Here is a 20,341-nt window from a genome sequence, read left to right on the forward strand (position 1 = left end):
TGTGTTTTACCTATTGATATCAGGCACAATTTATATAGCATTATAACAAAATCATTGAACAAAGTCCAATATATATTGAATAATGAGTGCAGAACAAAATCACTTTATAATTTCGTTTTGCACTCATAGATTATTTGTATATTTTATATTAATTATTCCCTAAGCTGTGCTCCGAGAATATTCTTGAGGCCATCCAATATCTTAACCATTGTCTTAGCCACTTCTTCGTCTGTGAGGGTTCTATCCTCAGCTCTGAAATTAATAGAGTATGCAACACTCTTCATTCCTTCAGGGACCTGTTTTCCCTTATAGACATCGAATAATTTAACTCTCTCGAGGATCTTACCCGATCTTTGCTTGATTATATCTTCAATTTGCTTAACAAGAATTTCATCTTTTACAAGCATTGCTATATCCCTTGTAACGGCAGGAAACTTGGGCAGAGACTTATGGCTTGCCTTGAATGAGGCGTTCTCCACAAGGGGCTCTACATCAATAATGCCAATATAAGATTTTTCAGGGGCTTCGAAGTTGTCTGCCACTTCAGGGTGTATTTCTCCTATTATTCCTGCGGCTTTTCCGTTTATAAGAAGCTGTGCGGTTCTTCCGGGATGCAGCGGTGCAAAATCTTTAAGTGGAGCAAACTCATACTTGGAAATCTTAAGTGAGAAAAGAAGCTCTTCCACAATACCCTTTAGATCATAAAAGTCTGTATTTCCGTACATGCCTATTGTAAGTACAGGCTTTTCAACGGGAAGATCGGTAACGGGAATGCTTTGAGGGAGATATACGCTTGAAACCTCAAAAAGCCTTGCTTCTTCAATCCTCCTGTTATGGTTCCTGCTGATGACATCAAGCATTTCAGGGATTGTTGTTGTACGCATTACACTATAATCCTCTCCTAAAGGATTTGTAATTACAACAGCTTTCCTAAGCTTGCTGTCCGATGGGAGATTTATTTTATCCCAAACCTTAGGGCTTGTGAAGGAGTATGTGTAAATCTCTGAAAGCCCGCATCCTGTCATGGTGTTTTTAATTGAATCCTCTACCTTCTGCTTAAAGGTCTTCTTGCCCTGGGTAGCTTCTTTTCCGGAAAGCAGGGTAGGGGTTATGTTGTTGTAGTCATAGAACCTTGCAACTTCCTCAAAAACATCAGCTTCCCTTTCAACATCGGGGCGGAAGCTGGGAACTGTCAAAGTCATTGAGCTTTCATCAACGCCAAACTCAAGGTTTTTGAAAAGGTTAATCATATACTGTGGTTCGATGGATGTTCCCAAAAATTTATTTATCTTTTCAGGGTTAAGAGGCAGCTTTCTGACTTCAGGCTTTTTAACATAGCAGTCTATAATGCCCTTGCAAACAGTTCCGGCACCAAGCATTTCTACTAGTTGTACAGCTCTGTCAAGGGCTGTTATGACGTTTTCAACATCAAGACCCTTTTCAAAGCGGGAGGATGCTTCAGTACGAAGACCCAACTTTTTACCGGTAAGTCTTACGGATATTCCATGGAAATTGGCAGATTCAAAAAGTATGGTTTTTGTATTATCATCTACTTCTGAGTTGGCTCCGCCCATTACCCCTGCTACTGCAACAGGCTTTACGCCGTCAGCTATAACAAGCATTGAGGAATCAAGGCTTCTTTCCTGTTCATCCAATGTTTGCATCACTTCGCCGTCAACTGCTCTTCTTACAATGATCTTTTTATCCTGCAACTTCTCAAGGTCGAATGCATGCATGGGCTGGCCAAGCTCCAACATAACATAGTTTGTGATATCAACTATATTGTTGATTGATCTTACGCCTGCTGTCTTAAGCCTGTCTTTAAGCCATTTTGGGGATGGACCTATCTTGACGTCCTTTACAACCCTTGCTGCATACCTTGGACATAGATCGGCATCTTTTATTTCAACGGATGCGTATTTAGCTGCATCGTCTCCTTCTTCCTTAACTGTGATTTCCGGCTTTCTAAATTGGGTTCCAAGGGTTACCGCTGATTCTCTTGCCAATCCCACCATGCTGAAGCAGTCAGGCCTGTTTGAAGTGATTTCAAACTCCACTGTTATCTCATTAAGGCCTAATATTTCTTTAATATCCTTGCCTAAGGGGAGTTCCTTATTAAGGATAAAAATTCCGTTTTCTGCTGCTTCAGGGAAGTCTTCCTTAGTCAGATTCAGTTCTGCTATGGAACACATCATACCACATGACTCTATGCCTCGAAGCTTTCCCTTTGATATTTTTTTATCTCCAGGAAGGGTAGCACCAACCAAAGCCACAGGAATGAAGTCTCCAAGGCTTATATTCTGTGCACCTGTTACAACCTGGATAACTTCGGTACCCACATCAACCTTGGTAACCTGGAGCTTATCTGCATCAGGGTGCTTTTCTATAGATATTATCTTGCCAACCACAACCTTGGTGATTTCTTCACCTGCGGTATCTATGCCCTCAACCTTTGAACCTGACAGGGTCAGTGCGTTTGCGTACTCTTTGGGGGGTACATTTATATCAACATAATCTTTTAACCAACTAAGCGGTGCTTTCATTTTTATATCTCCCTTCTTCCGTCAAATTAGTAATTCTTAAAACTGATTTAAAAATCTAATATCATTTTCATAAAATAACCTTAAATCATCTATATTAAATCTGCCCATTGCAGTTCTTTCAACTCCTATACCAAAGGCAAAACCGCTGTATACATCGGGATCGATGCCACACCTCTCAAGAACCTTAGGATGTACCATACCAGCACCCAAAACTTCAATCCACCCCTCATTTTTACACATTCTACAACCTGAACCCCCGCAGGACCAACATGAAACATCAACTTCCGCACTTGGTTCAGTAAAAGGGAAGTGGTGGGGCCTGAGCCGTATTTTGGTGTGTTCTCCGAAAAGGCTTTTTGCAAAAACCTGAAGAGTTCCGATCAAATCGCTCATGGTAACTCCTTTATCAACTACTAGGCCTTCTATCTGATGGAATATAGGGGAGTGGGTGGCGTCAACAGCATCTGAACGGTATACTCTACCGGGGCTCAATATCTTAATTGGAGGCTTCTTATTCTCCATTACCCTTATTTGTACCGGTGAGGTTTGAGGCCTTAGAACAATTTGCTCATTTATATAGAAGGTATCCTGTGTATCCCTTGCAGGATGACCCTTAGGGATATTCAGAGCTTCAAAAGAGTAATAATCAAATTCCACCTCAGGACCTTCAGCAATTTCATATCCCATACCAATAAAGATGTCCTTGATTTCATCGGTAACGATGCTTAAAGGATGCTTTTTACCAAGGTTTTTACGTTTCCCTGGTATTGTTACATCAATCACTTCTTTTTGAAGCTTTTCCGACCTCTCTTTTTTAATGAGTTCATTGTTTGTTTCTTCGATTTTACCTTCAATGAAAGCTCTAACTTCATTTGCAAGCTGACCTATAACAGGGCGTTCCTCAGCAGATAGGGCACCCATACCCCTTAACACACCAGTCAGCTCACCTTTTTTTCCTAAATATTTAACACGAAGGGATTCGAGATCCTGAATAGACTGAACGTTGGAAAGTTCTTTCTCTGCCAGATCCTTAATACTTATTAGCTGCTCTCTCATTTTTTATATTCCTCCTTTATAAGATTAATCTGTAGTATTTAAGGCATGATTAAAAAACTACTTCCGCTTTTGAGCGGGTGTTGACGAGTTAAGTCAACACATAAGCGAAATTTATAGCGGATGTTATTTTTTGATCATGACAAGGCATGATTAAAAAATAACTCACCACATTAAAAAAACCCTCATCCCGAAAAGGGACGAAGGTAATCTCCGTGGTACCACCCAAGTTTTCACCAAATAAAAAGGTAAACACTCATTACTTTAACGGGTTTGCTCCGGCATCTCCTACTATAGGGAATAATCAATATTTGAACTATTCCTCAGTTCAAAGATGCAGCTCCAGAGGGAACTTCAACGGTTTGTCTCATGGAGATACTTTCAGCCGCCGATATCTCCTCTCTAAAATCGACTATGTCCGTCTACTTTACTCTATCAAAGCTTTTGACAATTTAGATAATTATAGCACATGTTAAAAAAACATACAATATAAAAAGCAAATGTTGTGGTATGGCAAAAAATGTTTTTAATGAGTTTTACATATATGGTATAATCTATAGAAACCAAATTCTATCGCAGTTATATATTAAAAAACGGCAATATTCTTGCATTTGTTGCATTTAATACTGAATTAATAATCAGCTAGGTGGTTAACATACTATAATATATGAATGTGATTAAAACAATCAGTAATTTGCAGTAGTTGATTCTAATTGGATTGGAGCTTAGTTTATGAAGGATTTTATTTTTATATCGGATTTTGACGGTACTTTAACGGATGAGGATTTCTACTTTATTATCATGAAAAAATTTCTTGGAGATAAGGGTAAGGAAATTTATAGAAACTGGACAAGTGATAAAATGACTGTACTTGAGTTTCTGAAAGCCATTTTCGGGTCTACAAATGAAAGTGAAGAGGAAATTTTAAAGGCAGTAATGGATATAAAGTTTGATACATATGCAAAGGAATTCATAAAAAGCATTAGGGAAGCAAACGGTGATTTTATGATCCTTAGTGCAGGTTGTAATTATTATATTGATAAACTTCTCGAATATTTGGAAATTAAAGATGTAAAAGTAATATCAAATAACGGCGTTTATCAGGACGGAAAGATAGTTATGACAGCTGACACAAGCAGCCCGTTTTATTCCGAAACCTATGGAGTGGATAAGGCTCTGGTTGTAGAGCATTATAAGAAAATGTATCCAAAGCTGTACTATGCAGGGGATAGTGAGCCTGATTTTAAAGCATCTAAAATAGCGGATATTATTTTTGCAAGGGGACACCTGCAAAAAATGCTGCAAAACTCCGGTCATAATTTTGTAGCTGTCGATAACTTCAATGAAATAGGAGCTTATTTGAACCAAATGGGAGTGATTAACTATGAAAGCAGGAAATAACAGAATATCCATACCTGCAATTCTGGAGGTAGGCAAGGGAAATCTGTCATACATTGGAGCACTTATTGAAAAATCCGGGTTCTCCAATATTGTCATGTTTTTGGGCCAAGGGATAAACGATATGTTTGGTGAAAGAATACGCCAGTCATTTAAATTCCAGTCCACAAAGATTGTGAAGACAATAGAAAGCGATAATATTGATATAAACAGCATTGTAAAAACAGCGTTTACAATACCTGCAGAGGCGGATGTTATTGTTGGTATAGGAGGGGGGAAGGCCTTGGATGTTGCAAAGTACTGCTGCTTTTTAAAGAAGCTTCCTTTTATAAGCGTCCCCACTTCTGCATCAAATGACGGTTACTCCAGTTCAAGCTGTTCGCTCATCATTGAGGGAAAACGTACCTCGGTAAATGCGGTTATCCCCTATGGAATTGTTGTAGATATAGATGTAATTAAGGAAGCACCTGAAAAGTATATATTTTCAGGAATCGGAGATCTGGTTTCTAAGATTACAGCTATCTATGACTGGGAGTTTGAAGAAAAGAACGGTAAGGGAAAAGTGGATGACTTTGCTGTAATGATTGCAAAAAAATCGGTCAACAGCTTTGTAAGAACAGAATTTAAAAGCATTAGGGAAGATTTCTTCATAAAGGAATTAGTTGACTCTTTGACTATGAGCGGTATAGCTGTAGAAATTGCACAGACATCTGCACCGGCAAGCGGAAGCGAGCACCTTATATCCCATGCACTAGATAAGATACTTGATGTGCCTAAGCTACATGGACTTCAGGTTGGTGTCGCTACTTACCTCATGGCTAAGGTTCAGGAGCATCGCTTTGAGAGGGTAACAAAGGTGTTCAATTCAACAGGTTTTTTTGAGCATGTCAAGACCCACGGTTTAAAAGCCAGCGATTTGGAAAGTGCTATTGACTTGGCACCTTCAATAAAGCCAAACAGGTATACATATATTCATATGGACGAGTACAGGCAGAAGGCAAAGCAAATTATCAGGGAAGATGAGATTTTGAAGAGCATATTGGTATATTAAAAACTATTGCTGTACAGAGGAACAAAACCATGAAATGATTTTGTCAACCTTGGTCGTTGTCGTGAGAAATTGTGGTGTGCATCCCTAATAATTTCCTAGACATTGAAAAAGCTGCTACAAATTGCTATGATTAACAGTTTGCAAGCAGCTTTATATGTCTCTAGGAAATTGTGGGGTATTCTACACCACGAATTTTAAGCCTTTGACTCAATAAATGCACGTCCGGTATCAATAGATTGCTGTACGCTTTCTTTTGCCGGACCTCCAGGAAGTTTCCTTTCTGAAACGCACTTTTTAAGGCTGATTTCCTCGTATATGTCATCCTGTATTGAATCTGAAAACTCTTTAAGCTCATCCATTGACAGCTCATCTATGGAGATATTCTTTCCTATACAGTAAAGCACCATTTTACCTATTATCTCATGTGCTGTTCTGAAAGGAATACCCTTTTTGACAAGATAATCTGCGATGTCTGTAGCGTTGGTAAAGCCTCCCTGAGCAGCTTTCAGCATATTATCGCCTTTAACCTTGATTGTTGCAAGCATATTGGTAAATACGTTAAGGCACAGCTTTACAGTATCTACGCTGTCAAATATTCCTTCCTTGTCTTCCTGCATATCTTTGTTATACGCAAGGGGAAGGGATTTCATAACAGTAAGGATTGACATGAGACTTCCATAAACCCTTCCTGTCTTACCTCTGACCAACTCCGCAACATCAGGATTTTTCTTTTGGGGCATTATACTGCTTCCGGTACTATAAGAATCATCCATTTCTATAAATCCAAACTCATAGGAAGACCACAAAATAAGCTCTTCTGAAAACCTGCTTAAGTGCATCATAATAATAGACAAGCATGATGCCAGTTCAATTACAAAATCCCTGTCACTAACTGCATCAAGACTGTTTTCGGTAATTGAGTCAAACCCTAATTCTTTGGCTACCATATGCCTGTCAAGGGGGTAGGTGGTACCTGCTAAGGCACCTGAGCCAAGAGGCATTATGTTGGTTCTTTTGTAGCAGTCGCCAAGTCTTTCGGTATCCCTTCTAAACATCTGGAAATAAGCCATGAGATGGTGTGCGAAGGTTATGGGTTGTGCACGCTGAAGATGTGTATAACCAGGCATTATTGTATCAAGATTTTGTTCAGCAAGCTTTATTATGGTATTTAAAAGAGAAATAAGAAGGTTATCCAACTCGTCTATTTCACTCTTTAAATACATTCTTATATCAAGGGCGACCTGGTCATTTCTGCTTCTCCCTGTATGTAGCTTCTTACCGATATCACCAATTCTTTCAATCAGTATTTTCTCTACATTCATATGAATGTCTTCAGCATCAGTTTCAAACTCAACTTGACCGTTGTCAATATCTGATAGTATTTCAAAAAGAGTTTTCTGTATAAGTTCAGAGTCTTGAGGTGGTATAATACCACAATTACCAAGCATTTTTGCATGGGTAATGCTTCCGATAATATCCTGCTTATACATCCTGCTGTCAAATCTTATTGAAGAATGAAAGTCATCAACAATCTTGTCAGTATTTTTTTGGAATCTACCGCCCCAAAGCTTCATTTGTTCTTCACTCCCATGTTTATTATTTGATCATGATTAACCCTTTTTCTTGGATTTAGTTGAGTTGTTTTTTTTCTTTTCGGTACTTTTTGAGGAAGCTTTGGAAGACTCCTTGGATGCACCTTTGCTTGCACTCTTTGATTTATCCTTGCTCTTCTCTGATGATTTTGAAGCACCTTTTGAGTCTTTGCTCTTTTTACCTTTATCTTCACTACTTAATATGTTCTGTTTCATTAAAGCACTAACTTTCATAGGAAGACCAAAGAGGTTTATGAATCCTTCAGCATCTTTTTGGTTGTAAACCTCATCTCTGCTGAAAGTTGAAAGCTCTTCGCTGTAAAGTGAATATGGAGATTTAGCTCCTGCAGGCATACAGTTACCTTTATACAGCTTCATTCTTACTGTACCTGTAACATTTTCCTGAGTCTTGTCTACAAAGGCTGATAAAGCTTCCCTTAATGGTGTATACCATTGACCGAAGTAAACCAACTCTGCAAATCTTTGAGAAACCAAATCCTTGTAATGGAGAGTATCCCTGTCAAGGCATAAAAGTTCAAGTTCTCTGTGTGCAGCATAGAGAATAGTTCCACCCGGTGTTTCATATACACCCCTTGATTTCATTCCCACCAAACGGTTTTCAACCATGTCTACTATGCCTATACCGTTTTCGCCGCCAATTTTGTTGAGAACTTCAATAAGTTCGACAGGTTTGTATTTTACGCCATTTACTTTTACAGGGATACCTTTTTCAAAGTATACCTCAACATATGCAGGCTTATCGGGAGCCTTTTCCGGTGGAACCATAAGCTTTAGTATTTTATCGTATTGAGGCTCATTCCATGGATCTTCAAGATCCTGACCTTCATGGCTTAAATGCCACAAATTTCTGTCCATGCTGTAATTATCTTTTTTGGAAACAGGAATTGGAATATTTCTTTCCAATGCATAGTCAATAGCATCTTCCCTTGATCTTATATCCCAGATTCTCCATGGTGCTATTATTCTAAGATGAGGTGCAAGTGCTTTTACAGTGAGTTCAAACCTTACCTGGTCATTACCTTTACCTGTGGCACCGTGTGCTATTGCTGTTGCACCTTCTTTTAAAGCTATATCAATCATTCTTTTAGCTATTATCGGTCTTGCAAAAGATGTACCTAAAAGATATTTGCCTTCATATATCGCATTTGCCTTAATTGTAGGGAATATAAAGTCAGTAACGAATTCTTCCTTTAGATCTTCAATATAGATTTTACTTGCACCGGTTTTTATAGCTTTTTCGTTAAGGGGATCAAGCTCTTCTCCTTGACCGACATCGGCAGCCATAGCTATAACTTCGTAATCATAATTTTCTTTAAGCCATGGTATTATTATTGATGTATCTAATCCGCCGGAATAGGCGAGAATTACCTTTTCCTTCTTGCTCATACCAAATCCTCCTCTTATATGTTACAATGTATTTATTATTTTAATGTTTAATATTATACAATAGACTGTATAAATATGCAATAAAACATAGGATTTATCAAAGGAGTTGTTTTTAGTTGATTATAATGGGGATTGACCCTGGAGTTGCAATAACGGGATATGGTATAGTAAAATATGAGGGGAACAAATTTTCGGTTATAGATTATGGTGCAGTTACAACCGAAGCAAAAGAGCTGCTTCCTAAAAGGCTTCTTATATTAAACAGTATGCTGGAGGAACTGATTTTAAAAAACAAACCTGATTTTGTGGCAGTAGAAGAATTGTTTTTCAATAAGAATATTAAAACCGCATTAACAGTAGGCCATGGACGAGGAGCGGCACTTTTATCGGCTGCCAGACTTGGTGTAGAGGTCTTTGAATACACGCCTCTTCAGGTAAAACAGGCTGTGGCAGGGTATGGACGTGCGGAGAAGTCACAGGTACAGCAGATGGTTAAGATTATTCTAAATCTGCCCTCTGTCCCAAAGCCTGATGATGTGGCAGATGCTTTAGCCATTGCCATTTGCCATGGACACTCCTACAACATGTTAAGCAGGCTATAGTCATTTCAATGAGATGATCAAAATTGCAGAAATTTTCTGAAAGGAAAAAAACATGATCGCATATATAAAGGGAAGTTTGGAACTTAAGCATAATGATTATATGGTTATAGATGTAAATGGTATAGGATACCGGGTAAATACATCCCTTACCACAATTGAAAAGGCAGGAGCTGTGGGAGATGATGTAAAGTTATATACGCATCTTTATGTGAGAGAAGATATTATGAGCCTTTACGGTTTTATCACCAGGGAAGAGCTCAATATGTTTGAAATGCTGATATCAGTTTCAGGGGTAGGGCCTAAAGCTGCATTGGCTGTTATTTCCTCGGTGCCTGTTACAAAATTTGGTCTTGCTATTATTACAGACGATGTCAAGACGCTTACAAAGGCTCCCGGGATAGGCAACAAGATGGCTCAGAGAATAATTCTGGAGCTTAAAGACAAGATAAAGAAGGAGCAGCTTGTAGAAACAGCTGATCAGGTTGGCTGGCCAGCACAAACCGGAAATGATAATTCAAGGGCAGATGAGGCAATAAGTGCTCTTGTGGTTCTGGGTTATACACCGTTGGAAGCCAGCAAAGCTGTTAATTCAGTATATTCGGAGGATATGGATCTGGAGTCAATAGTTAAAAATGCATTGAAGAGCCTTGTAAGATAAGGTAGTGAATGGCTAAAGGAATTTGGTATGCTAAGGAGATATCTTAATGGAAGAGGAAAGATTGGTTGGCTGTGAGGTTCGTAATGAGGATTATGATGAAGTAGGCTTAAGGCCAAGGAAGTTCCAGGAGTATATAGGGCAGAATAAGGTTAAGGAAAACCTCAAAGTGTTTATAGAGGCATCCAAGCAGAGGAATGAGGCATTGGATCATGTATTGCTGTATGGACCCCCGGGCCTGGGAAAGACAACACTTGCGGGTATAATTGCCTCTGAGCTTGGTGTTAATTTAAGGATAACATCAGGCCCTGCCATAGAAAAGCCGGGTGATTTGGCGGCTATCCTTACAAACCTTGGAAATTTTGATGTGCTTTTTATAGATGAGATACACAGAATAAATAGAAGTGTCGAAGAGATACTTTATACTGCAATGGAGGATTATGCACTTGATATAATAATAGGAAAGGGTCCAAGTGCCCGCTCCATAAGGCTTGATCTGCCCAAGTTTACACTAATCGGTGCCACCACCAGGGCTGGGCTGTTAACATCTCCGTTAAGGGACAGGTTTGGAGTTATAAACAGGCTGGAAATGTACACTGTGGATGAACTGATGCTCATTGTAAAGCGGTCGGCAGGCATTTTTGGAATGGGGATTGACGAGGACGGAGCTAGGGAGATAGCTGCAAGATCAAGGGGTACACCCAGAATAGCCAACCGGCTTCTAAAAAGGGTCAGGGATTTTGCCCAGGTGAAAGCCGATGGTTATATTAGCAGGGAGGTTGCCAATATGGGACTTAATGCATTGGAAATTGATCCTATCGGGCTGGATGGAGTCGACCGGAACATGATTCTCTCAATAATAAATAAGTTCGGAGGTGGACCTGTAGGGCTTGATACCCTTGCTGCATCAATTGGGGAAGAAACTGAAACTATAGAGGATGTTTACGAACCTTATCTACTACAGCTGGGTTTTATAAACAAGACTCCAAGAGGAAGAATGGCGACAAGGCTTGCATATGAACACTTTGGAATAAAGGAATAGGAATGAGGAGATCTATATGAAGTTGTTGCTTCACATGTGTTGTGCACCCTGTTCGGTGTATCCCATAAGCGTCATTAAAGATGAAAACATAGGTTTTGAAGGAATATTTTATAATCCCAACATACACCCTATAGAAGAATTTAACCTGAGAAAAGAAAATGTTGGCATTCTTTCAAAAGTCATAGACTTTCCTGTGGCATATTTTGATGAATTTATGCAGCAGGATTGGGCTTCGTATAAGGGAGACGGCGAAGAACGTTGTTTTTTCTGTTACAGTATGAGGCTCCATAAGGTTGCTGAGTATGCGGCGGATAAGGGGTTTGACAGTTTTACAACTTCTCTTTTGGTAAGCCCCTATCAAAAACATGAGCTTATTAAGGAATTGGGCGAAAAGGCTGCACAAAAATATGGCATCGATTTTTATTACAGGGACTTTAGACCCGGCTTCAGGCAAGGCCAGCAGCAGGCAAAGGAAATGGGACTATACAGACAGAAATTCTGCGGTTGCATAATTTCCTATGAGGAAGCCCAAAGCAGGATTAAAAGGCCTTAAGTTGTCTTGTATTACATTTGTATTACAATTTTATTTCAATAGGACAAAAGGACTTAAAATGTCGATGGCATTGTAATATAATATTATATATACGTAAATAAAACCCCATCAGTATGAACTATGGGGCTTAATATTTTATTTTGAAATATGTTTATTGCAATGTACTTACCTATTAACGGTTGTTTATTATCTATTGCATACCGATAAATATAATAATATACAAATGAAGAGGTGTTAATAATGAAAAAAATTGGAGAAGTTCTGCTGACCTCTGCGATTTCCTTTGCAATGGTATCGACTTCCTTTGCTGCCAATTCTAGCGTGACGAATAATAATACTATACATAAAAACCAAGGAACTATAAGCATTAAGGTAAACGGAGCAGCTGTCAAGTCGGATACAGCACCCATCATTGTAGACAATCGGACACTTGTTCCGGCCAGGGCTATTTTTGAGCAGCTAGGTGCACGTATAACCTGGGATGAAAAAACGGGACAGGTAGGTGTGGAACTAGGTGACTATAAAATACTACTTACCATTAATAACAATAAGGCGTCGGTAAATAATAAAAGCGTTGAAATGGACGTGCCGGCCAAAATTATAAACAGCAGGACGATGATACCTTTAAGGTTTGTCGGTGAACAGCTAAACATGGAAGTGGGATGGAATGCCGATGAAAAGCTTGTTACCGTTAATAGCAAGAAAAGTGGAAATGTAATGGCAAAACTTGATAACATAGTATACACTCCGGATGGAAAAAATGACAAGGTAACCTTACATATAACAAATTATTCCGATTACAACATATTTAAGATAGATGATCCCGATAAAAACAGAATAGTGGTTGACTTACCCAATACCAGCATGACTATAAAAAACAAGATCAACATAAAGTCAGCTCAGATTAAGGCTGTCCGGTATTCCCAATTTGAGGAAAAGGTTGCCAGGGTTGTTTTGGACGTAAATGATAAAGCCCAATATAAAGTTGAGAAGCTGCCTGACAAGTTGGTTTTGAGTATTGCAGGAACAAGTACTTCCAGCAGAGGTGATGAAGACAGAGGTGAGACACCAACAAGTAGTGTTACACCTACTCCGACACCGACAATGACGCCTACAATAACGTCTACACCCACACCTTCTGAACTACCTACTCCAACAATTGTTCCTACTCCCACACCGGCATCTTCGGATAACAGTCCGGAGGCAACTTCGACTCCAGACCCAGTAAACGGCCAGGATGAAAATTTGGAAGTTAAATATTCCAATGAAAATAGCAGGGAAAAGGTATTAATAAATGCAGAGAGCTACAGTGGTTATCATATTACCAGATATACAGAGCCGGACAGGATTGCGATTGATATTCCCAATGCTAAGACCTCCAAGGACCAGCAAACAATAAACGTAAACGGCAAGTACATAAAAAAGATTCGTTATGCGATGTTTGACGAAAAAACGGCCAGAGTTGTTTTAGACGTTTCGGGCCAGGTACAGTTCAAGTCTGATATTGAGGACGGTAAGCTGGTTGTAAGTGTAGATGCACCTCTTTTTAGAAATATAAAATACAGCAATATGGGAGATAGAGTAGGTTTTACACTGAAAGGGGCAACCCTTACAGAGGGCGGCGAAAGCTTGAAAAAGCATTATACAGGCCACTACAGTGAAAACAATACAGTATATACAATCACTTTCCCAAGCAGTCAGGCTGACCTTGATGAAGGCACAATGTACATAGATGACAAGTACTTAAAAAGCATTGAGATAAAAAAGGATAGTGCTAAGAAAACTACGAGCATAACTTTCAACGCAACTGAAAAGTTTGTTTACAACATATTTTCAAGATCAAATTTAAATGACACGGCCATAACTATTTTAAAGCCAGCACTGCCAGGTGAGAAGCTTGTAGTAATTGACCCGGGGCATGGTGGGAGTGAGCCGGGAGCAGAAAGCTTTGGAACAGTAGAAAAGACATTCAATCTGGATATTTCAATGAGGCTGGACAAGCTTTTAAAACAAGCAGGAATAAAATCCTACATAATAAGAGAAGAGGATGCTTATATAGGTCTTTATGAGAGGGCATATATTGCAAATGATCTGAATGCCTCCTTGTTTTTGAGCATACATAACAATGCCTATTACTCCAAAGAAAGAGGAACAGAGACTTTGTACTTCCCGAACCGCACTAATAGTGCAGGCTTTACCAGCAAGAGGTTTGCTCAGATAATACAGGATAATCTTATAAATACTTTGAATACTAAAAACAGGGGCATTGTTGAAAGACCAAACTTGGTAGTGTTAAAGGCCACAAAAATGCCTGCAGCTCTTGCAGAGATAGCATTTATGACAAACAAGGATGACTTTGCACTGCTGCAAAGTGACAGTTTCAAGCAGAAGACAGCAGAGGCACTGTATAAATCAATTTTAAAAGGCTTTAGTGAAATGTGATAGCCAGATGATTATTCAATAGTATAAGATTAATAAGAAAGCACTTCTTTGTAGAGGTGCTTTTTTATTAATCTTATACATGTTTTATACAATAAACGTACAAAACATATACAAATATTTTTGTTTTGCAATAAAAGGCAGAAACAGATTTTGTTGAATAAATTGCATAATTTTCCACAAGTGTTTTGATATTTGGATATCTATAAATCCATGTAATACAATAAGTAGGTTAATAGCCAATTGATGGTACAAGCTAAATGCAGCAACCTATTATCTTTCAATCATTAGAGCAAATTATGCTGTGTTTGTAAGAATTATGATATATTAGGCATGCAAGGTCTGCATGAGAAGTTCGGATGATTAGTTTAGGTGCTTCTTGTTGATTGGCATGGTAACACAATAAATTCTTGGTTTTAGGAGATTTCAGTATGAGTAGAGGGATAAGTATCTATTATAAGTTAATAAAAGAAGATGACCTATGTGTATTGTATGGATATTCGGGGGTAGATGTAAATAAAGAATATGATAAAGATTTATTATTGAAATATGATGGGGTTATAGAAATATCAAAAGAAACCTTAATAAAAAGGGATTTTTTAGATGCAGTAAACAGCAATGGTATAAAAGTTCTAAATGAATGTTTTTATGAATGGCATCATAGCAGAGTAATTAGCGGAGAAGAAACAATGGGATTTTTTGCAATGAGGGTCATTTATAAGATTTTTAAGGAGTTTAAAGAACAAGGCAGAATACCAGATAGAGGAGCAGTGGTGTATTAACTTGTTTAAATGTAGATTTGCTTTTTGAGATGGATTATGAAGAAGAAAAAGCAAACAGGGGGTCAACCCCTAAAATTGAATATAAAAGAGAAGGACTTAATCAGATAATAATCTTAAAATCTGCTTAAATCCTTCTCTTTCTACTTCTGTGACTGTCAGCCAGTCTTTTAGCGCGCCTGGCACGACTCGAACGTGCGGCCAACCGCTTAGAAGGCGGTTGCTCTATCCGCTGAGCTACAGGCGCATATTAAATTTGTGGAGCGGGTGATGGGAATCGAACCCACGCAATCAGCTTGGAAGGCTGAGGTTCTACCATTGAACTACACCCGCACATTTATTATTATGTACTTCGTTCGCCGACCTTTAACATTATACAAGTGCAAAATGTATTTGTCAATACTATTTTTTAAAAAAGTTGCTGAAATTAAAATGTTACAAAATAGTCTGGAAAACTAAACAAGTTAGTGTTTGAAAATGCATCTAATAAATAATATAATAGAATTGGTATATCTAAACAATAGATACTCTTATTTATATGACTTGGGTTGATTTACTTTGAATTGCATGACATTTTGATTTGAAAAGGGGAATTGAATATATTAATAATAGCGTAATAGCGATTTTTTTATAGTTTCTGTATAATTGTTACTTATGTATTTATATTAAAGAGTTATTAATCTAATTATCTATTCAGTTTTCATTTCAACGCCTAATGATAAACAATTCTCTTATACCTTAAATATAAATTTAATTATTTTATCTATTTTATTATCATTCTATAGAATGCTTTATATATACAAAATAAATTGGGGGAGCTTATAAAATGAGAAAAAATATTAAAAGGTTTACGGCTTATTTTCTATCTATTATTCTTGTTTTTGGACAAATATCGGATTTATATTCAACTCCGCTAGTTGTATCATATGATCAGAAAGGAGTTTTGGCAGATTCACCTTCGAGTATTAATTCGGACAAAGAAGCTGTTAATGAAGTGGTTTATGACAGTGTAACCCCTTCTGTTGCGGTAACGCCTACCTATATTAATAACACACCAACAGCTATATCAAACAACACGCCCACAACTGCACCTTCCACTACACTAACAACCATACCGACAATTGTACCCACAAATACGCCAACATCCATGCCAACAAATTCACCAGTAGATACACCAACAAATTTACCTGCAAATACTCCAACATCTATACCAACAATTGTTCCAACAAATTTACCTACAAATACGCCTCAAATCACATCCATAACCACGCCAACAGAAACATCAACTTCTAGTCCGACAAATTCTTTAACGGTTACACCAACACCATTGCCTCAGACGAACATAAACTCCGATATTAAATTAGAAGAGGACAAGGTATACGGAAACCTGAGTATCAGTGGTGGAACCTTGGATTTGAATGGTCATAAGCTGACTGTATTAGGAAGTATTGCACAAACAGGCGGAACTATGTTAATTAACGGGGGAAGCCTAGATGTAGCAGGGGACTATAAACTGCAAAATGGGAACTACAACTGCTGGGCAGTATTAAAAATGAACAATGAGGCGGATTATGTAAAGGTTGAAGGGAGTTTTGCCACCTATAGTTCATATAACGATTCAGGTTATTTTACAGCGGGAACCCTCGAAATAAAGGGTGACTTCACACAGAAAAATACAAACTACTCAAGTAATTTTAACGCATCAGGGACGCATAAAACGATTCTTAGCGGAAGCGGAGTTCAGAAAATAAGTTTTGAAAACCCTGGAAATTCAACGTTTAATGTGTTGGACATGAATACAGCTTCAAAAGTATCCTTTGTTACTCCAGTAGCGGCAAGAAGGCTGGATGGATTACATAAGGCGGAATACTCTCCGTTATTTAGCCTTGTAAATACAACAGTCAAAGTAGATAAGGACATGACCATTAATTCAGGACTGATTCTTTCTAACTCTTCAATTGACTTTGGAGGAGTTACACTTATCATAAAAGGAGATTTGGCGTTAAATGGAGGTACTATTGATGTTAGCGGAGGAAAGCTTGATATTAACGGAAACCTGAATATCAGTGGTGGGACCTTGGATTTAAAAGGCCGTAAGGCTACTGTATCCGGTAATGTTTCACAGACAGGCGGAACTATGTTAATTAACGGTGGAAGCCTTGATGTAGCAGGGGACTATAAACTCCAGAACGGAAACTACAACTGCTGGGCAGTACTTAAAATGAACAATGAAGCGGACTACGTAAAGGTTGGAGGGAGCTTTGCCACTTACAGCTCATATAACGATTCAGGTTATTTTACAGCAGAAACCCTCGAAATAAAGGGTGACTTCACACAGAAAAATACAAACTATTCAAACAATTTTGTTGCATCAGGAACTCATAAAACAATCTTTAGTGGAAGCGGAGCTCAGAAAATAAGTTTAGAAAACCCTGGGAATTCAACGTTTAATGAGTTGGACATGGAAACAGCTTCCAAAATAGTGTTTTCTTCTGTGGTTGCAGCAAGAAAGTTGAAGGGACTCCATAAGGCTGAGGGAGCACCTATTAGCCTTATTAATACCATAATAGCAGTGGACAAGGACATAGCCGTCAATTCAGGGGTTCTTCTTTCAAACTCCTCAATTGATATAGCAGGAAAGATAGTGTCCATAAAGGGAGATCTGACATTGCAAACCGGTTCAGTTGATATACATGGAGGAAAGCTTGAGGTAGCAGGCAGTGTGCTGCAAACAGGCGGAACCATTAATATAAATGGGGGAAGCCTTGATGTAGCAGGGGACTATAAATTGCAAAATGGGAACTACAACTGCTGGGCAGTACTTAAAATGAACAATGAAGCGGACTACGTAAAGGTTGGAGGGAGCTTTACAACCTACAGCTCATATAACGATTCAGGATATTTTACAGCAGGAACCCTCGAAATAAAGGGTGACTTCACACAGAAAAATACAAACTATTCAAACAATTTTGTTGCATCAGGAACTCATAAAACAATCTTTAGTGGAAGCGGAGCTCAGAAAATAAGCTTTGAAAACCCTGGGAATTCAACGTTTAATGAGTTGGACATGGAAACAGCTTCCGAAATAGTGTTTTCTACTGTGGTTGCAGCAAGAAAGTTGAAGGGACTCTATAAGGCTGAGGGAGCACCCATAAGCCTTGTTAATACCACAGTAGTAGTGGATAAGAATATGGCCGTCAATTCAGGGGTTTTTCTTTCAAACTCATCAATTGATTTGGCAGGTAAGACAGTTGGAATAAAAGGAGATCTGACATTACAAACCGGTACAGTTGATATACATGGAGGAAAGCTTGAGGTAGCAGGCAGTGTGCTGCAAACAGGCGGAACTATGTTAATTAACGGTGGAAGCCTTGATGTAGCAGGGGACTATAAACTCCAGAACGGAAACTACAACTGCTGGGCAGTACTTAAGATGAACAATGAATCGGATTATGTAAAGGTTGGAGGAAACTTTGCCACCTACAGCTCAAACAATGACATAGGGTATTTTACAGCGGGAACCCTCGAAATAAAGGGAGACTTCACACAGAGAAATACAAATTATTCAAATAATTTTGTTGCATCAGGAACCCATAAAACCATTCTGAGCGGAAGCGGAGTTCAGAATATAAGCTTCGAAAATCCCGGAAATTCAAAATTCAATCAATTGATTTTGTCAAAATACTTTGACTCAGGATATGTTTTTAATTCTACACAGGTGTGGAAAACCCTGACTGAATTGATAAAAGATACTGAGTCGCCCACTATTCCGGAAAAACTTGGAGCAGAGTCAACAACAGTTACAACAGTTGCACTTGTTTGGGAACCTTCAAGTGATAATGCAAGGGTTAGAGGATATGAGATTTACCGGGATGATATAAAGGTTGGAAGTAGTGAACTGCCCAAATACACAGACTCAAAACTTCAGCCTAGTACCAATTACAAGTATAGGATACTGGCATATGATGCTGAGGGTAACAAATCAGGATACAGTGCAGAAATTGCAGCTGTCACAAAAGATGATAACGAGCCTCCATCAGTACCTCAAAACCTAAAGATCAAGTCCAGGACCGAAAATACAGTGACGCTTGCCTGGGACCCATCTACCGACAATGTTGAGGTCAAAGGTTATGAAGTGTTTTGTGATGATAAGAAGGTAGGCACAAGTATAAAAGCAGATTATACTGATGCAAAGAGTGCTTCCGGATTATACACATATTATATTAAGGCTTTTGACGCAAAAGGCAACTATTCATCTGTAAGTGAATCAGTTTATTTTGACAATATTGCTCCAACACAGCCCCAGGATCTTACAGTTGATACAGTTACACTTACCAGTGCCAGGTTAAGCTGGTCCAAGTCAACAGATAATATTGACGTAAAAGGTTATGAGGTTTACAGGGATGGAACAAAAATAATCGAAACAGAATCTGCCGATTATACAGATACAGGATTAAAGCCGGGAACTACATACACATATACAATTAAGGCCTTTGATGCGGCAGGTAACAAATCACTTTCCAGCAGCCAGAAGTCAGCAGCTACCAAAGTGGATAGTGAATCACCTTCGGTACCTGAAGGCTTGACTGCTTCCTCTGTAAATAGCACATCTATAAACCTTACATGGACTCCATCTAAAGATAATGTTGAAGTAACCGGTTATGAAATATACAGAAACGGAATAAAAGTCGGAAGTCCAAAAACATCAAGCTTTACCGATGCAGGATTGGTACCAAATACTGTTTATGAGTATACGGTTAAGGCCTATGACTATTCAGGAAACTTCTCATTAATTAGTGAACCGTATAAAGTAACAAGTGCAATAAATATTAGCTCTAACCTGACATTAAGTGAAGATAAAACTTACGGAACCATCTATTTGTCAGGTGGGACCATAGACCTAAACGGCTACAAACTGACTGTAAACGGCTCCCTCATACAGACAGGCGGTACGGTGAATGTTAATGGAGGCCTGCTTACAATTGATAAGGACTACAGGATTGAAAACAACGGAGGTTATGTTTGGGCAGTTTTAAATATGACAAATGTGTATGACTATGTGAAGGTCGGAGGAACATTTAGTACATATTCATATAATAACCATACTGAAAACTTAACAGCAGGTATCATGGAAGTAAAGGGAGATTTTATACAGAGATCATACAGTTATTCAGACTATAGATATAACTTTAGTGCGAGAGGAACACATAAAGTTATATTAAGCGGA

Annotated in this window: 12 protein-coding genes, 2 tRNA genes, 1 pseudogene and 1 other annotated feature; of the genes and pseudogenes, 9 read left to right on the plus strand and 6 right to left on the minus strand. The window is 38.5% G+C overall.

Translation table 11 applies throughout. The features are described from left to right. Positions 1-152: 152 nt before the first annotated feature. Together pheT and pheS are read right to left on the minus strand one after the other, a co-directional pair. On the minus strand, positions 153-2,543 hold the full coding sequence (gene pheT / locus VIO64_RS05415) for a phenylalanine--tRNA ligase subunit beta (RefSeq protein WP_331915946.1): 2,391 nt from the start codon (positions 2,541-2,543) through the stop codon (positions 153-155). Positions 2,544-2,579: 36 nt separating this feature from the next. Then, positions 2,580-3,599, minus strand: a complete 1,020-nt coding sequence (gene pheS, locus VIO64_RS05420; RefSeq protein WP_331915948.1) for a phenylalanine--tRNA ligase subunit alpha — start codon at positions 3,597-3,599, stop codon at positions 2,580-2,582. Positions 3,600-3,789: 190 nt separating this feature from the next. Beyond that, positions 3,790-4,044 (minus strand) — a binding site (T-box leader). A gap of 284 nt (positions 4,045-4,328) precedes the next feature. Here pheS and VIO64_RS05425 point away from each other — a divergent pair. Then, the gene (locus VIO64_RS05425) at positions 4,329-4,997 is read left to right on the plus strand and encodes an MtnX-like HAD-IB family phosphatase (protein WP_331915950.1); all 669 of its coding nucleotides are present in this window, start codon (positions 4,329-4,331) and stop codon (positions 4,995-4,997) included. Beyond that, the gene (locus VIO64_RS05430; RefSeq protein WP_331915952.1) at positions 4,981-6,045 is read left to right on the plus strand and encodes an iron-containing alcohol dehydrogenase family protein; all 1,065 of its coding nucleotides are present in this window, start codon (positions 4,981-4,983) and stop codon (positions 6,043-6,045) included. The genes VIO64_RS05425 and VIO64_RS05430 overlap by 17 nt, the downstream gene beginning before the upstream one ends. Before the next feature lie 194 nt (positions 6,046-6,239). Here the strand turns inward: VIO64_RS05430 and argH are convergent, their stop codons facing one another. Further along, positions 6,240-7,619, minus strand: a complete 1,380-nt coding sequence (gene argH / locus VIO64_RS05435) for an argininosuccinate lyase (RefSeq protein WP_331915954.1) — start codon at positions 7,617-7,619, stop codon at positions 6,240-6,242. Between the two features lie 195 nt (positions 7,620-7,814). Beyond that, positions 7,815-9,044, minus strand: a pseudogene (locus VIO64_RS05440) (argininosuccinate synthase); the annotation flags it as partial. A gap of 116 nt (positions 9,045-9,160) precedes the next feature. Here VIO64_RS05440 and ruvC point away from each other — a divergent pair. From ruvC to VIO64_RS05470, 6 genes are all read left to right on the plus strand, one after another. Then, on the plus strand, positions 9,161-9,646 hold the full coding sequence (gene ruvC / locus VIO64_RS05445; RefSeq protein ID WP_331915956.1) for a crossover junction endodeoxyribonuclease RuvC: 486 nt from the start codon (positions 9,161-9,163) through the stop codon (positions 9,644-9,646). Between the two features lie 52 nt (positions 9,647-9,698). Beyond that, positions 9,699-10,304 (plus strand): Holliday junction branch migration protein RuvA, encoded by a 606-nt coding sequence (ruvA, locus tag VIO64_RS05450; protein ID WP_331915958.1) that lies wholly within the window; start codon positions 9,699-9,701, stop codon positions 10,302-10,304. 46 nt (positions 10,305-10,350) lie between these two features. Next, positions 10,351-11,343, plus strand: coding sequence for a Holliday junction branch migration DNA helicase RuvB (ruvB, locus tag VIO64_RS05455; RefSeq protein WP_331915960.1), 993 nt, complete (start codon positions 10,351-10,353; stop codon positions 11,341-11,343). A 16-nt stretch (positions 11,344-11,359) separates the two neighbouring features. Further along, positions 11,360-11,896, plus strand: a complete 537-nt coding sequence (locus VIO64_RS05460) for an epoxyqueuosine reductase QueH (protein ID WP_331915962.1) — start codon at positions 11,360-11,362, stop codon at positions 11,894-11,896. Positions 11,897-12,136: 240 nt separating this feature from the next. After that, positions 12,137-14,338: an N-acetylmuramoyl-L-alanine amidase family protein gene (locus VIO64_RS05465; protein WP_331915964.1), complete on the plus strand. Its 2,202-nt coding sequence runs from the start codon at positions 12,137-12,139 to the stop codon at positions 14,336-14,338. A 428-nt stretch (positions 14,339-14,766) separates the two neighbouring features. Next, the gene (locus VIO64_RS05470) at positions 14,767-15,117 is read left to right on the plus strand and encodes a hypothetical protein (RefSeq protein WP_331915966.1); all 351 of its coding nucleotides are present in this window, start codon (positions 14,767-14,769) and stop codon (positions 15,115-15,117) included. A gap of 171 nt (positions 15,118-15,288) precedes the next feature. Here VIO64_RS05470 and VIO64_RS05475 read toward each other — a convergent pair. Both VIO64_RS05475 and VIO64_RS05480 read right to left on the minus strand, forming a co-directional pair. Then, positions 15,289-15,361 (minus strand) — tRNA-Arg (locus tag VIO64_RS05475). 12 nt (positions 15,362-15,373) lie between these two features. After that, positions 15,374-15,447: transfer RNA gene (locus tag VIO64_RS05480), tRNA-Gly, on the minus strand. Positions 15,448-15,940: 493 nt separating this feature from the next. Here VIO64_RS05480 and VIO64_RS05485 point away from each other — a divergent pair. Next, positions 15,941-20,341 (plus strand): fibronectin type III domain-containing protein (locus VIO64_RS05485; RefSeq protein WP_331915968.1); only part of this gene is annotated, 4,401 nt, incomplete at its 3' end.

The organism is Pseudobacteroides sp., assembly GCF_036567765.1.
Lineage (GTDB): Bacteria > Bacillota > Clostridia > Acetivibrionales > DSM-2933 > Pseudobacteroides.